At 33.1% G+C, this 14,526-nt stretch carries 17 protein-coding genes; 1 reads left to right on the plus strand and 16 read right to left on the minus strand.

Annotation, left to right across the window (positions count from 1 at the left end):
- Positions 1–36: 36 nt before the first annotated feature.
- Positions 37–1,449 carry a methyl-accepting chemotaxis protein gene (locus tag MKX83_RS12200; RefSeq protein WP_341055552.1) on the minus strand — a complete coding sequence of 471 codons (1,413 nt, stop codon included), beginning with the start codon at positions 1,447–1,449 and terminating at the stop codon, positions 37–39.
- A gap of 237 nt (positions 1,450–1,686) precedes the next feature.
- On the opposite strand from MKX83_RS12200, the gene MKX83_RS12205 reads away from it, so the two are divergent.
- Complete coding sequence (locus MKX83_RS12205; RefSeq protein ID WP_095373276.1) at positions 1,687–2,871, plus strand: NupC/NupG family nucleoside CNT transporter; 1,185 nt, start codon at positions 1,687–1,689, stop codon at positions 2,869–2,871.
- A gap of 95 nt (positions 2,872–2,966) precedes the next feature.
- Here the strand turns inward: MKX83_RS12205 and MKX83_RS12210 are convergent, their stop codons facing one another.
- From MKX83_RS12210 to MKX83_RS12280, 15 genes are all read right to left on the minus strand, one after another.
- The gene (locus MKX83_RS12210; RefSeq protein WP_095373275.1) at positions 2,967–3,686 is read right to left on the minus strand and encodes a DUF2812 domain-containing protein; all 720 of its coding nucleotides are present in this window, start codon (positions 3,684–3,686) and stop codon (positions 2,967–2,969) included.
- Positions 3,679–3,999: a PadR family transcriptional regulator gene (locus MKX83_RS12215; RefSeq protein WP_341055557.1), complete on the minus strand. Its 321-nt coding sequence runs from the start codon at positions 3,997–3,999 to the stop codon at positions 3,679–3,681. Before MKX83_RS12215 ends, MKX83_RS12210 begins: the two co-directional genes overlap by 8 nt.
- A gap of 214 nt (positions 4,000–4,213) precedes the next feature.
- Positions 4,214–4,720: a GNAT family N-acetyltransferase gene (locus MKX83_RS12220; RefSeq protein ID WP_341055559.1), complete on the minus strand. Its 507-nt coding sequence runs from the start codon at positions 4,718–4,720 to the stop codon at positions 4,214–4,216.
- A gap of 221 nt (positions 4,721–4,941) precedes the next feature.
- The gene (locus MKX83_RS12225; protein ID WP_307313880.1) at positions 4,942–5,121 is read right to left on the minus strand and encodes a DUF6440 family protein; all 180 of its coding nucleotides are present in this window, start codon (positions 5,119–5,121) and stop codon (positions 4,942–4,944) included.
- Between the two features lie 319 nt (positions 5,122–5,440).
- On the minus strand, positions 5,441–5,566 hold the full coding sequence (locus MKX83_RS12230) for a hypothetical protein (RefSeq protein WP_281203241.1): 126 nt from the start codon (positions 5,564–5,566) through the stop codon (positions 5,441–5,443).
- 107 nt (positions 5,567–5,673) lie between these two features.
- Positions 5,674–5,829: a hypothetical protein gene (locus tag MKX83_RS12235; protein WP_341055566.1), complete on the minus strand. Its 156-nt coding sequence runs from the start codon at positions 5,827–5,829 to the stop codon at positions 5,674–5,676.
- A 673-nt stretch (positions 5,830–6,502) separates the two neighbouring features.
- Positions 6,503–8,176 carry a dihydroxy-acid dehydratase gene (ilvD, locus tag MKX83_RS12240; RefSeq protein WP_307313873.1) on the minus strand — a complete coding sequence of 558 codons (1,674 nt, stop codon included), beginning with the start codon at positions 8,174–8,176 and terminating at the stop codon, positions 6,503–6,505.
- Positions 8,177–8,310: 134 nt separating this feature from the next.
- Entirely contained in the window at positions 8,311–8,985 is a 675-nt protein-coding gene (locus tag MKX83_RS12245; protein WP_224936463.1) for a FadR/GntR family transcriptional regulator, read from the minus strand.
- A 573-nt stretch (positions 8,986–9,558) separates the two neighbouring features.
- On the minus strand, positions 9,559–10,068 hold the full coding sequence (locus MKX83_RS12250; protein ID WP_341055570.1) for a protein phosphatase 2C domain-containing protein: 510 nt from the start codon (positions 10,066–10,068) through the stop codon (positions 9,559–9,561).
- Between the two features lie 139 nt (positions 10,069–10,207).
- Positions 10,208–10,873, minus strand: coding sequence for an HAD family hydrolase (locus MKX83_RS12255; protein WP_341055572.1), 666 nt, complete (start codon positions 10,871–10,873; stop codon positions 10,208–10,210).
- 181 nt (positions 10,874–11,054) lie between these two features.
- Positions 11,055–11,765 (minus strand): nucleotidyltransferase domain-containing protein, encoded by a 711-nt coding sequence (locus MKX83_RS12260; protein ID WP_341058620.1) that lies wholly within the window; start codon positions 11,763–11,765, stop codon positions 11,055–11,057.
- A 123-nt stretch (positions 11,766–11,888) separates the two neighbouring features.
- Complete coding sequence (gene spoIIP, locus MKX83_RS12265; protein ID WP_341055574.1) at positions 11,889–12,815, minus strand: stage II sporulation protein P; 927 nt, start codon at positions 12,813–12,815, stop codon at positions 11,889–11,891.
- Positions 12,805–13,341, minus strand: a complete 537-nt coding sequence (locus MKX83_RS12270) for an RNA polymerase sigma factor (RefSeq protein WP_341055577.1) — start codon at positions 13,339–13,341, stop codon at positions 12,805–12,807. The genes spoIIP and MKX83_RS12270 overlap by 11 nt, the downstream gene beginning before the upstream one ends.
- A gap of 267 nt (positions 13,342–13,608) precedes the next feature.
- Positions 13,609–13,821: a hypothetical protein gene (locus MKX83_RS12275; protein ID WP_341055579.1), complete on the minus strand. Its 213-nt coding sequence runs from the start codon at positions 13,819–13,821 to the stop codon at positions 13,609–13,611.
- A gap of 489 nt (positions 13,822–14,310) precedes the next feature.
- The gene (locus MKX83_RS12280; RefSeq protein WP_224936471.1) at positions 14,311–14,481 is read right to left on the minus strand and encodes a Fe3+ hydroxamate ABC transporter substrate-binding protein; all 171 of its coding nucleotides are present in this window, start codon (positions 14,479–14,481) and stop codon (positions 14,311–14,313) included.
- Positions 14,482–14,526: the final 45 nt, after the last annotated feature.

The following is a 14,526-nucleotide window of genomic DNA, read 5'->3' on the forward strand; positions in this document are numbered from 1 at the left end:
TCTTTAAACCCTCTTCGTGACTTTGTGCCACTTCCTTCATTTCTTAGTCATGATCTCTTTATATTGTATAAAATGGTTATTCGTTTCTTCAGATTCAAAAAGTGTTCTAGATGAGATGTCTTTCATTGAAATAATATTATCTTTGACTAGTTCAACAGCTTGTGCTGATTTTTCTGCCAAAGCCCCGACTTCAGTTGCCACTACTGCAAAACCGCGCCCTGATTCCCCTGCTCGCGCTGCTTCTATGGAAGCATTTAAAGCTAGCAGCTTTGTTTGAGTTGAAATATCTTGTATAACTGAGGTCACCTTTTCAATAGAAGAAAAATAGTTATTCATTTGGGCAACAGTGTGAGTCATTTTTGAAAATGAAGTTGAAAAAGATTCAAATGTGGCGATGACTTTACTTATACTCTCTTCACCATCTACCGCAGTACCTTCCATTGTATATGCTTTTTTCATCATACTATCCATACTATCAAATAATTTATTGGTTTTTTCTTTCATAGATTGAAACTTCTTAATACTCTCTTCAGAACTAATGGCAGTTTGCTCTGCTCCCTGTTTTACTACTTGAATACCGACTAATAATTCTTCATTTTCTAATTTTACTTTATGAGAAATATGATCAAGACTATTGCCTGATTGGGATAAATTGTCTGTAGCATCCATTATATTTGTTAATAAATTCCTCATATGAGCAATCATTGTTTGATAACTATTAATAAGTGAGACAATTTCAGGTGTTGTACTTTCCATTTTTATATCATTTATTAGTTGTCCTTTACTAGCCTGTCTCATCATTATTGTTAACTTTGAAATAGGGTTGGTCAAATTTCTTACTAAAAGAATGACAATCACTCCAGTTACTAACAAACATAAAAGGACTGTTACACCAATAAACTGGCTCATTTCTGTTAATGTTTGTAGATACTGTGATTGAGGTATAGCAATAGTGTAGATTCCCTTTAATTCTTGAATGTTACGAAATGCTATCGTGTAGGTTTCCCCATTCATGTCACGCTCAATGATTCCATTTTGTTGTTGAGTAATAGTTTCAACAACGTTATCAGGAAAGTTAATTGGTCGATTTTCACTGACAGAAAAAGGGTCTGCTCTGTTTTGATTAATCAAAAAGAAATATGCACTGAATCCATCTTGGGCTAATTGTGATTCCTGTCTTCTGATCACTTGATTCAGTTTTGTTGTATACTCACTCTCGTCACCTATGTATATGAGTAATAAATTTTGGGCAATTTCATAAATATAACTCGTTTCCTTATCAAGTCTTTGTTCCATAAAGCCAATAATAGTTTCTTTTGATTTACTAATAGAAATCATTGTCACTATCGTTGCTGAAAAAAGCAGAATAGTAATAACAATAATCAAGAGTCTTGCTTGTAAAGAAAGTTTTCCAACAATCCCTTTGATTGCGTCTAAAACATTTTCCATATCTCTCCCCCTTGTTCTCATTATGAGGGTGAAATATAAAGAGAATGTAAATAATGAGTTATAATTGTTTTAATTCTTTATACCCATCACTAAAGTAGTGAGAATGAAAAGTTGTGCACTCATTCTTAATACATTGAATAATGCAATTTCTGTCATTTTTTAATATTCATTTGACATCAGATGTCATACTACCTTATCATCAATACTATTGGAGAAAACTTTTTAAGGGGAGACATCATGGTAAATATTTTAATAGGAATTTTAGGTTTTTTTCTCGTTCTCGGCTTAGCATACCTTATTTCCAATGATAAAAAAAATATCAACTATAAAGCGATTGCTATTATGGTTGTCTTACAGATTATCATTACTTTATTCATGTTCCAAACAACCATTGGTTTAAAGTTAGTTGAATGGATTTCTAATGGCGTTACAACTGTTTTAAATTTTGGTTATGAAGGTATTGATTTTGTATTAGGTGGCTTGGTGCAAGAAGGACAAACAGTCTTCTTTATGAATGTACTTATGCTCATTATTTTCACTTCAGCATTATTATCCATTCTTACTTATATTAGAGTTTTACCACTCGCTATTAAGTATATTGGTGGGTTTTTAGCGAAAATTACCGGTTTGTCAACAGTAGTTACATTCAATAGTATTAACTCCATTTTCTTTGGCCAAAGTGAAGCACTATTGGCGATTAAATCACATTTAGCAAGAATGAGTGATAACAAACTATTTATTATTAGTACATCAGCAATGGGGAGTGTATCAGCTAGTATTATGGGCTCTTACATGACAATGGTTCCTCCTCAATATGTTTTAATAGCGATGATTTTGAATTCGCTTTCAGGCTTGATTATCGCGACGATGATGGCTCCGATCAAAAACAATGAAAAAGAAGAAATTGATGTAAAAGACGTAACGGGGTCAAAATCATTATTCGAAGCTATTTCTAACGGTGCACTTGATGGTGGTAAAGTAGCTTTAATCGTTGCAGCTATGCTTGTTGCCTATATTGCGTTAATGGCTTTACTTAATGCCATGTTTGATGGAATATTCGGTATGGATCTAACAACAATACTAGGTTATATATTTGCTCCTGTTGCTTGGTTGATGGGTATACCATCAAATGAAATTATTACAGCAGGATCCATTATGGGAACAAAACTTGCTACAAACGAATTTGTTGCAATGTTACAATTCCAACCACTTATTGGAGAGCTTTCAGAGAAAACAGTTGCGATTATTTCAACATTCTTGATCTCTTTCGCTAACTTTAGTTCAATTGGTATTATTAGTGGTTCGATTCAAGCTATTAATGGTGAAAAAGCGGCAGTCGTTGCTAAATTTGGTTTGAAGATTCTATTAGCAGCAACATTGGCGTCTACCTTAACATCCATTATGGTCGGTTTATTTAGTTAAACACAAAAAAAGGCATATATCTCTATGCCTTTTTTTCGTGTTAAAATCATGAGTTTGTTCGACTGAACTTATACTTACTTTGATTAAATCTAAAGTCACCGCCCTAAGATCTTATGATAAAAAGATAAAATTGACCAGATGAATATAGGTAGCACAAAAGCACCTATAAGCATATAAGCGAGCGTTTTAATTGCATCATTTGGGCCGCTTCCATAAAACAGAAAAATTGTCAATGTAGCTAAAAATAATATGATTATTGTATTTATGAAAAATACACTTCTTTGTTTCCCTTGAACTTTCCATTTATTTGATTGAATTTTAATCGCTGTCCAAACAGCTGGGATTGCTATGATTGTTAATATTACTGCTACAATTGTGAGTATATTTGCTATCATTCCAGTTGTAAATATTGTACCCGTCCAAGAACTTACTGCAAACAACACTAATGCTCCTATTCCCCATCTTGCCGTGTTACTTAAAGATTCTTCATGTTTTTGGGCAAGTGTTTCCTTATCTGAATAAATTGGTTCAGTACCAGGATCGGCGCGAAATAAATGAATACCTGCTTCTGAGAAAACGTGGTTCCAACCTGCGTCTTCAAAATAGCTTAAATATTCCTCTTCCTCATTTTCTTCTACTGTACGGTAATCAATGCTGTATATATACTCTTTTTTCTCACCTTTCACCAATGTATAACCCATGAAACTTAGCTTTTTAACATGCCACCCTTTAAGAGACTGCTGCCTCAGTTTCTCCATATCTTTGCTTTCTGCAAATGCTAATCCACCAGACATCATATACTTTGATTTACTCATTGTCCATTCCACCCAATCCTTCTTCAGCTAATTGAACCATTAGCTTTCTCACATTCATTTCATCTTTTAAAACCACTTTACCTTGTTTAGTCAATTCATATACTTTTCTTCTTGAATCTGAACCGTCCTGCAAATAAATCCATTCTTGTTTTAAGAGCTTCTTTATAATCGTATACATCGAGGCTGGTCCAATGGCTATTCTCCCCTGTGTAGTCACTTCGATCAAAGACATAATTGCATATCCATGCCTTGGACGGGTTAGTGCTGTCATAATATAAAACATAGAATCGGTTATCTGCACTTCTGATTTCAATTTACATCATCCTTAATGTATCCTTTTTTTGATATATCACAAACGGATATATTAAGAATATATCACTTTATGATATAAGTGTCTATAGTTATATCATAAAGTGATATAAATTTTTATAAAAAAAAGCTTCCTTCAACATAAAGAAGCTTCCTAGTGAATATTAACGGCGAACATATCTTTGCAATTTTAATTTATTTTACTCAAACATTGCGCACTACTTCAAAGAATATACCATCAACCAATGACTATCCTTATTTATTTTTCTCATTTTCGTAAACCCAACTTTTTCATAACAAGCAATAGCACGATGATTGTTTGTCGCAGTATCTAAAATAACCATCTTTGCTTCAGTTCTTTGCGCAATGTATTCAACAAATAGTTTCACCATTCTTGTTCCAATACCTTTTCCGAAAAGCATTGGTTCACCGATGAACTGATCGATTCCATAAATCAGTTCATTGTCCCCAAATCCAAAATATTCATTATCTACCTGATAATACTGCATAAATCCAATCGGTTGATCTTTGAGTTCTACGATAAATGGTGGGACATTGATTTCGCCGTCTATACGAGGACCGTATTTCTCTTTCACCATTTCTAGAGAAAAAGGTTCATTAACATCTCCGTAGAATGTCAACACTTCTTTCGTACTTAACCATTTATTCATATACTGATAGTCATTTTCACACATTTTTCTTATAAATAAATCATTTTCCTTCAACACGAACTCTCCTGTTCAAGATATAGAGTGACCTCTCGCACGAATAAAAGCAGATTGATTGAACGTCCAACCTACCGAATAAGAAAAGTCTCCCCTTGGAAAAATAATCGTATCTTAACTGTTCCAAAGAGAAACAACTGAAATTCCGAATATTTATTCACATGTTTATCCATACACATACCTGCTTAATAGGACTGAATTTTCAGTTAATTAATTACACACTATTTCTTAAAGTCCTTATCTATTAAAGGTTTACCATCTGAATCAACCATAACAGTTAATCCACTGACCGGACCTGCATAATGGAACATATACATCACTCCGGTTTCATTATCTCGAATAATCTTAAAAATTTCTATTTTCCCTTGAGAATAAATTGTTTCAAAACGTTTATTATCCATCATTCAACGCTCCCTACATCTTTTTTAATGAAGTTCCTCTGAGGTAATATAGCTGTATATAAGTTTCATTAACTTATTTTTACCATAAAACCATCTCTTGAACAATGCACATTTCAAAGCATTTCTCTTTTAGAGATTAAATCGAAAATTTTCATAAACAATTCTTAAAAATAAAATTTACTACATTAAAGTGATATAGCAGACTAAATTATTATATTCCATTCAAGTTAAAGTCCTCTCAACGCCTGTATTGAGTGAAACTAAAAATCACCTAAATAAAAGCTTGTTAACTTCAAAAGCTAACAAGCCAAAAATGATCTTATTCTGGTTTTCTTTTTTGATCTTTGTTTCGTTTATTTCCCTTACTATTATCACCACTTATTGCGCTTTGAGTTCCTTGCGGTGAGCTTTGGTTCTTACTGCCGTTATTAGGTACTTTCGTCAAACTGCTTCACTCCCTTCTATTAAGGAGTATTGTGGACCGTTCGAGAAAATTCTATACAAGCCCTCTTCTTATCAAATCACGAGGCGAGTAATTCCATCCATATTGCTCTATTGTTTTTTTGAATGATAACCAGTGGTTTCTTCCTCAGAGCAAGAAAAACAAATCATTTTACCATCAGCTTCAAGAACACCACCTAAAAATCCGCCATGACAATAAATCCCCTCACCACAACCACGACATTGACCAAGATACTCTTTTTCCATATATCCTCCTTTAAAAATAAGTGCTCTTTTTACTTCAGACCTTAAAATACTTCATATGTTCTTTTGTAGAATTGAGTCCGATCAAATGAATCTCAAAATTAATTTAGGTTATATATATATTTAGACAACCAGAAAACATATTCCCTCTAGTTTGAAGCCATTTGATGAGAATTTTTGGTAAACTTAAAAGGTACTTTGAGTTTTTAAAAAGGAAGAAACACGTAAAATACAAGTGCAAGTTGTAATAAGAGACTTTCTTTTATCATATAGCTACAAATGTTTTTCAAAATTAAGGGGGAATTTATAATTATGTAGTAGAGAAAAATATGTATATTACTACAAAGTAGACGAAATTATTGCAGGTATAAGCGTGCTAAGAAATTATTTAAAAACTACCTGGAATGCTAGATTCCACGTAGTTAATAGATTTTACGATTTCATTCTACTGTTTCGCGTAACAATCAAAAATAACTTTGTAACGTCTCATCCCCAATCTCAGAGATGTGTGAAAGTTTTATCATGTTTTATGACCCGTACTTTTAATATTTTTAAAATCTCTGGGCTTGCCAATTACATTGTTCGTCTATTACAAAGTTAATTATAGTAATAGCCTTAAAAAATAATAAGTAAGAAACCTCATTATCTAAAATGAAGTTTCTTTACTTAACTATAATTAAATGCTCATTACGCCACCTTTTGATGCATTTGTTACTAGTTTGGAGTACCTTCCCAACCAGCCATTTTTAATCTTTGGTTCAAATGGTTGTAATGATTTTTTTCGGTTAGCTAATTCTTCATCAGATAATTTTACGTTCATCGTTCTGTTAGGTAAGTCGATCACAATGATATCTCCATTTTCAATAAGTGCGATTGGGCCACCCTCAGCAGCTTCTGGAGAAATATGACCAATGGAAATTCCGCGTGATGCTCCGGAAAAACGACCGTCTGTTAGCAAAGCAACTGAACTACCTAATCCTCGACCCATAATGGCTGAAGTTGGTGCTAGCATTTCCGGCATTCCTGGACCACCTTTAGGTCCCTCATACCTGATGACAACAACATGACCTTCTCTTACAGCTCCATTATCGATTGCTTGTTGTGCTTCTTCTTGTGACTCAAAAACAATTGCTTCTCCTTCAAACTCTTGAATCGTTGGGTCCACTGCGCCGACTTTGATGACAGCACCTTCAGGGGCGATATTTCCATATAAGATGGAAAGGCCACCAACTGGGCTATAGGGATTATCTTTAGGACGAATGACTTGTTCATTAGTAATGTCATGTCCACTTACTAACTCACCCATTGTTTTACCTGTAATCGTTATTCTCTCTGGATGAATGGCATTTGGAATTTTCGTTAATTCATTAATGATTGCACTAATGCCCCCAGCTTTATTAATATCATCCATTGAATAATCTGACGCTGGCATAATTTTTGCTAAATATGGTACACGGGCAGCGATTTTATTAATATCTTCAAGATTATAATCAATACCAGCTTCATTTGCGATTGCCAAAGTGTGAAGCACTGTATTAGTCGAACCACCCATCGCCATATCTAAAGCAAAGGCATCATCAATGGCTTCTTTCGTAATGATGTCACGTGGTTTCACATCTTCTTCAATCATGCGAACTAAATGTTTAGCAGCTTCATAGATTAACTCTTTCCGTTTTGCACTTGTTGCGACAATCGATCCGTTACCAGGAAGAGCGACACCTAGCATTTCCATTAAGCAGTTCATTGAATTAGCTGTAAACATCCCTGAACAAGACCCACATGTTGGACACGCATTATTTTCAATATCATTGAACTCTTCTTCTGTCATTTTTCCTGACTTAAAAGCTCCTACTCCTTCGAAAACAGATGTTAATGAAAGTTGTTTTCCGCTCGCACTTGTTCCTGCTTCCATCGGTCCACCTGAAACAAAAACGGAAGGGACATTTGTACGCGCCGCTGCCATTAACATACCAGGAGTGATCTTGTCACAGTTTGGAATATAAAAAACGCCATCAAACCAGTGGGCATTAATAACGGTTTCCGCACTATCAGCAATTAACTCTCTGCTAGGTAAGGAATAACGCATACCAATATGCCCCATGGCTATTCCATCATCAACACCGATTGTATTAAATTCAAAGGGAATGCCACCTGCTTCAATGATTGCTTCTTTAACCACATCTGCAAATTCTCGTAAATGAACATGTCCAGGAATAATGTCAATATATGAATTACATACACCAATAAATGGTTTCTCTAAATCTTTTGCTTTAACTTTTCCTGTCGCATATAAAAGACTACGGTGAGGAGCTCTATCTACTCCAAGTTTAATCGTATCGCTTCTTCTCATTTACAACCACACCTTCAATTTTCATTATTTTGATTATTTGTATAATGTATTGTAAAACGTATGTTGTCTGCTGTCAATAACGTTGTTAGACAAAAAAGAGCATCTTTTATAAAAAGATGCTCTTTTTTGCTTTTTTATTCAATTCCTAATTCACTCATTGCATGTAATATATGAATTTTCATCGCACTTCTTGCTCCCTCAGGGTTACGATTCTTCATAAAATCCATAATCATTTGATGATCATTCAATGTATCTTTAATTGCAACTTCTTTTTCGACTGATAAAATCACACCTTTATCGATGGCTTGATAAATGACAGGCATGAGCTTTTCCATAAATTCATTATGGGTCGCTTTAACAATTGATTGATGAAATTTCTGCTCTTCAGCCGTTCGATCTTGCTTCTTTTTAATCTTCTCTTCAATTTGTAATCCATAATCGATAATTCTTTTCATTTCTTGGTCACTTGCACGAATGGTCGCATAGTATGCAGCTTCTGGTTCAAATATTAAGCGCATTTCATACAAATCTTTCGCATTAATTTTTGCATCTGTAAGCAATCCGAAATGTTGCATATGGTCAATATCCAAAGCTTCTTTTATAAAAGTCCCTCTACCTCTTTTGATTTCGACAATGCCATTTGTAACAAGGATTCTAATCGCTTCTCTTAAAGTAGTTCGACTAATATTCAATTCTTCCGATAATACATTTTCGTTAGGTAGCTTATCTCCAGGTTGAAAACGTTTCTCAATGACAATCATAGAGATAATGTCATCAGCGATGGAATCGGATAATCTTTTTTGAGTCATATATTTGTCCACACCTTATTTAGTATTAATATAGAATATAGTGTAAACGATCATTTATGTAAATGCTTATCTTTTGCGAAATGAAAAACCATGAATGCTGTTGGGTTATAAAAAAGTTTGATCAAATGCACGTCTTATTATGTTAATTTCCCAAATATAAAAGAGCCTGTTTTTGAAAAAAAGTTTGATAAAAACAGGCTCTTTAAACATTTTACGAAGACGATTTTTATAAAAAAAGTTTGATCATTTTCTACCTTTGTTGCTCAACAATCGCGTCCTATTGCGGAATATCACTAGGTAAAGTAGCTGAATTGTTGATAGTTACTTTCCATGAAATTATTGTTGTACTATCACGTACATTATTTTCCTTAATTTCTTCTAATAATCTTTTAACACCATATTGATTGGTTATCCCTTCGAAGGTATTAAATATTTCAAATGGGTTGTCAAAATTAGTATTTGGGCACTCAATAAGCCCATCTGTTGTTAAGAAAATATGATTTTCTCCTTTACGTAATTCTTTCCTTCCAGAACTGTAACAAGGTACAGCTAAATTAAAAGTATTCTTTTGTCCTACCCACTCATAAAAACTTCTATGATTCTGTTGAAATTCTCCAGTGCTTTAAGTTCAGGATGAAACAAATAAAGAATGCAATCTCCTATCGATAGCCACCAAAGGAATTTTCCTTTCCTAACAACAAATAGGCAAGCAGTTTCTCCTTGGACATTTTGATTAGCTTCTCGAAAGCTTTGACCCTTAAAAATATTTAGAATGAAGGTGGATATGGTGTCGAAAGCTTCTACTGTCTGCATCTTTAAGATTTGTTGCACTGAGTCTCTTTCTTTTTCAAAGGTTTTAAGAACTAATTCTGCACTTTGTGCTGTATTATGAGCATCAAGAATAATAACAAACTCCCAATCTTCTTCTTGATTAACCCAAATTAAACATCCATCTTCATTCTTAAATTGCCCAGTTGAAGAGTTACCACCAAAATGACCTATTACAATATCGTTGTTCAACAATTCAGTGTGAACTTCATCTACATAATGTTTTTGGCTTCCTACCCATTGATAACCACTCATGATTAATCACCTTGTATTCATATTGGTCAACTATTTTTTAATATACAAAAGAAAATAAAACGATTTATAACCTAAGAAAAGCACCCTTTTCATGCAGAATAGCTGCCAATTCCTTATTTCGGAAATATAATTTCGTTATTTATCCAACTTTACTTGCTATTAAAATATCTGTTATCTCGTCAACACAATTAACAATATGTGTAGGGTTAGTATCACTTAATTCTTTAAATGAACCATATCCATAAGTTACTCCGATAAAGTCAATACCAATATTATTTGCACCAATCATATCGTGTTTTCTGTCACCAATCATAATAAAATCATCTAACCTATGCTCATTGTACTTATCAAGTATGTATTGAATAATTTCAGTTTTTGATGTTCGTGTTCCGTCTAGATTACTTCCAACAACAAGATCAAAATAATGGTCAATGTTAAAATACTTTAGTATTTGTTCAGAAAATACAGTAGGCTTTGAAGTTGCAACAACTAAAATATATTGTTGTTCTTTTAATGATTTTAGTAGAAAAGGAATTTCCGAATATAGGTCATTCTCAAACATACCCTTATCCTTGAACCTTTCCCTGTAAAAATGAATTGCCTTTTGTGTACTTCCTTCATCAAAGTCGTAATATTCAGCAAATGACACTTGAAGTGGTGGACCGATAAAACATTCAAGTTTATTGATATTAGGTTCATCAATGTCCATTTTCTTTAACGCATATTGAACAGATTTAGTTATACCTATTTTTGGGTCTGAAAGTGTTCCATCTAAATCAAATAAAATTATCTTATATTTGTTCATATAAAGCTTCCTTTCTGTATCAATTACCTTCCTCATTTCACCATAGAAAATTCAGAATTATTTAAATTTATTATCAAACTGTCCCGTTTACTCGATAATTCTTGCTCCATTAAATGGCCCTTAACATAAAGAAGGAGCCTAATTCTTGCTGCAGAATTGCTCCCGATTGCTTAATTAGGTTTTAGGGATTATTATCTTTTTCTTCTCCTAGAGGAAATCCTTCAAATAAACGCCCACCGTACGGATCCAAAACCTTATCTACTAATTGAACAACCTTATTTTTCTCACCTGTTTTATAAAAAACATTAAAGGCTTCTACGAACTCTTCGGTAAATTTCTCATCATGTTGATTCAAAGCACGAATAATCCATTTCGAAGAGCCAACCCACTGACGATTAGTTCTTAATACAAATTCGTGAACAAGATCAGCTAATGTGTTAGTTATAAATATTTCTTCAGCTCGGTTATTACTTCCTAAAAAATCATCAAGTGCATCAGTTATAAAGTATCGCTTTGTACTAACAATTTCTTCAGACCATATTTCAGGTCCCTTCTCTAATATATCTTTCGCTTCTTTTTTTATAGATTCTAAGATTCCTTCATCTCTTAAAATAATCCCTTCAGAAATCATTCTTGGCATAGAAGGCTTTGCAGCTTTGCAGTCCATTTCGATAAAGTATTTGTATGAAGTTAAATTATGGGCAAAAACCTCTATTGCCCATCCAAAGTCAAACATAGACTCTCTATATGATGAAGTAAGTCTTTTATCAGTAATGACAATATCAAGATCAGAAGTTTCTGTTGCCTCTCCCCTAACTACACTTCCTGCTAATAAAGCCCCTTGGCAATTTGAAAAGTGCTTATCAATAAGGTTGTTAGAGGTGAAGTGAATGAAAAGGTTTGATCCAGTTGTAGCAACGAAAGGCGTTTTTTCTTATTGAAGAAACGCGCCCGATTGCTGAAGATTGTATTTGACATTAAAAAAATGCTGTTCAAGCAGCCACTTTTTAAAACACTAATGCTTTTTTTGTTCAGTCCAATCCGAAAGGATTTCTTTAATCATTTCTGAAAGGACATCAACGGTTCTATATTCCTCATCCAAAGTGTTTTCAGGACCACCAATTTCTAACAAAACAGAGTTACCAAAAAGGTCTTGATTATAAGTTTTTTGATTTGGTGGAGTGTCTTTAACAAAGACACCTCTTGATAAATGAGGATATTTTTCTTCAATATAACTGTGGAGTAATTCAGCGAACTTTAAATTCACTTCGTAATTGACACTTGATTTGGATATTATAAATGCAATTCTAGGATAATCTTTTCCACCTAAATTAATTGTGGTCTCACTTCTTTTTCGTGAATCTCTGTGTATATCAAAAACCATTTCAATCGACTTATTATTCGCTAAGGCTTTTTTCAGTGGCTCTCTAGAAACTTTATATGACTCACTGAATGGTAAGTTTTTTTCTTTTAGAATTTCCATTATATTAGTGTTATCATGGATGGAATTAATACCCCTATTTTTTAATGATTGGCTTAATCTCTCACCAACTAATGTAATATTTTTTGTATAGTGTAACGCTTCATTAGGGTCATTCGTGTTAGATTCCGGGAAAAATGATTCTAAATTGTGTGATTGATAAATATAAACTAAAGGGTCTTGGTTGTTTACAGTTGTTGTGGATGCGGAATTTCTTTCTTGAATGGTGTTATGATTGTTGATAATTACATCTTTTCCTCCATAAAAGAATATCCATGAAATTGCTATAACACATAATAATAATCCACTAGAAGCAGCCCCTAACCGTTTAAAGTACCTTTTTCTATTTACCTTTCTTGCAGTTTGTCTAAGCTTAACTTCCGTATCTGAAACAAAATCTGCTTTAGGGTTAAGAGGATACGTTTCTTTAATTAAGTCAAACAAATCCTTATCACTTGGCATTCCCTATAACCTCCCCTGTATCAACATTTAATTTCTTTTTAAGTTCTTTTAAAGCTCTGTGATAATCTACTTTAACTTTGGTTTCACTGCATTGCAGAATTTCAGAGGTTTCTTTTATTGATAATTCGTTGATACCTCTTAGAATTACTACAGCTCTAAAATTTGGTTTTAACTTTGTGATAGCTGTATGAACAGATCTTTTCAATTCATTTTGTTCAACTAGCTCATTCGGCTCCTTTGCAGTTGAAACCATCTGATTAAAGAACCCATCCTTAAATATAGAAACAAATCTTTTTTTACGATAATGATCAATAGCTGTATGCTTTGCTATAGAAAAAATCCAAGTCTTTAAATTTCCACCATTAAAATTAGCTAAATTGTTCAACACACGAATGAACACTTCTTGAGTCAGGTCCTCTGCATCGTTTTGATTTCCAGAAAAACAAATAAGGAACCTATACACATCTAAATAATAGTGCCTATAGATTTTACTAATGCTTTCCTCTAAACGCTCTAAATCGTTCAAATGCTTCCCCCCTCAAATATGGATTTACTTATTAATCGAATGAGCTTTATGAAAAGTTACAAGAATTTATTTTTTTATAAGTTAAAAAAAGACCGTCTTTCGACGGACTCTATATAGCAGTAGCATCAGGCAAAAGCGATATACAGATATACAACTATAAGGAAATTCCATATTAAAAAGCCCAATTCCTCTTTAAAATAGAGAAATTAGGCTCTTTTTTCATTGCTGCAGAAACGCCCCCGTTTGTTGAGCAAAGTTTAATACTATTTAATCTTTTTTATCTTGATTAAGTGTTTTAATTACTTCAGTAAGTTTCTCGTTTCTTTCACGGTCTAATTTGGTCTTTTCATTCATGAACTTAATTACTTTAATTACAAAATAAATGGCAAAAACAATAGCAATTAGAAAAAAAACAATAGGTAAAAAAGTTAAAAGAGCAAACATACTATCTGATGCAAACAATGTATGACCCACATCCATATTAATCCCTCCTAAACAGTTAGCTAGATATTAAATATCATACAGTATCTTCTTCACAAAATGGCCCTAAAATGAAAAATGAGCGCTTATCCTTGTGCTAGAATAGCGCCCGATTCTAGAATAAGTGTATTGAATGGATGGAACGCTCACTAGTAAAATAACACTTTTATATTTTTTTATCTGTTTTACTATTCCAGATAAAAAGTCTGATAATTCCACCTAAAATATACCCTATTATTGTTATAATGAAAACGGTCAAAAAAGTTATTGGGATGTTTTTAGTAAATATAATTATCCAGCCAATAAACATTACTGAAAGCTCCCATACATCATTCCAAATCCTTTTTAAAAATCTTTTCACAATATTCAACTCCTAAAATAAATACTCTATTACCTAAGTATTCATTTTGGTAACGATTAATTCTTGTTTAATCCTGTCCCATTTGTATAAAACAATCATTTTTCTTAAAGAATTGCGGAGAAAAAAAGTTACTTTTCTTTATCCATACAATCCGTACAAAAAATTTCACTTTCTTTTTTTAAGTAGGCTTTAATCTCAACCATAATCGTATTCTTCGGAGCCTTCATCTTCGCATAGATTTCTTCTCCATCTTGAATTTCTCGATTGCAATTAGAGCAATATAGCGTGCGTTTAAACATTTGAACATCTCCTTTGTTTTTGCAGAATCTAGCCCTTATATGCAA

The sequence above is a fragment of the Cytobacillus sp. FSL M8-0252 genome (assembly GCF_038007345.1).
In the GTDB taxonomy this organism is placed as follows: Bacteria; Bacillota; Bacilli; order Bacillales; family Cytobacillaceae; genus Cytobacillus; species Cytobacillus kochii.

Bases quoted from the DNA above. Each gene is read 5' to 3' on its own strand.
- MKX83_RS12210 (WP_095373275.1), bottom strand. From the start codon at position 3,686: ATGAGTAAATCAAAGTATATGATGTCTGGTGGATTAGCATTTGCAGAA.
- MKX83_RS12275 (WP_341055579.1), bottom strand. From the start codon at position 13,821: ATGGATGTGGGTCATACATTGTTTGCATCAGATAGTATGTTTGCTCTT.
- MKX83_RS12255 (WP_341055572.1), bottom strand. From the start codon at position 10,873: ATGAACAAATATAAGATAATTTTATTTGATTTAGATGGAACACTTTCA.
- ilvD (WP_307313873.1), bottom strand. From the start codon at position 8,176: ATGAGAAGAAGCGATACGATTAAACTTGGAGTAGATAGAGCTCCTCAC.
- spoIIP (WP_341055574.1), bottom strand. From the start codon at position 12,815: ATGCCAAGTGATAAGGATTTGTTTGACTTAATTAAAGAAACGTATCCT.
- MKX83_RS12250 (WP_341055570.1), bottom strand. From the start codon at position 10,068: ATGAGTGGTTATCAATGGGTAGGAAGCCAAAAACATTATGTAGATGAA.
- MKX83_RS12200 (WP_341055552.1), bottom strand. From the start codon at position 1,449: ATGGAAAATGTTTTAGACGCAATCAAAGGGATTGTTGGAAAACTTTCT.
- MKX83_RS12235 (WP_341055566.1), bottom strand. From the start codon at position 5,829: ATGGAAAAAGAGTATCTTGGTCAATGTCGTGGTTGTGGTGAGGGGATT.
- MKX83_RS12205 (WP_095373276.1), top strand. From the start codon at position 1,687: ATGGTAAATATTTTAATAGGAATTTTAGGTTTTTTTCTCGTTCTCGGC.
- MKX83_RS12245 (WP_224936463.1), bottom strand. From the start codon at position 8,985: ATGACTCAAAAAAGATTATCCGATTCCATCGCTGATGACATTATCTCT.
- MKX83_RS12225 (WP_307313880.1), bottom strand. From the start codon at position 5,121: ATGGATAATAAACGTTTTGAAACAATTTATTCTCAAGGGAAAATAGAA.
- MKX83_RS12280 (WP_224936471.1), bottom strand. From the start codon at position 14,481: ATGTTTAAACGCACGCTATATTGCTCTAATTGCAATCGAGAAATTCAA.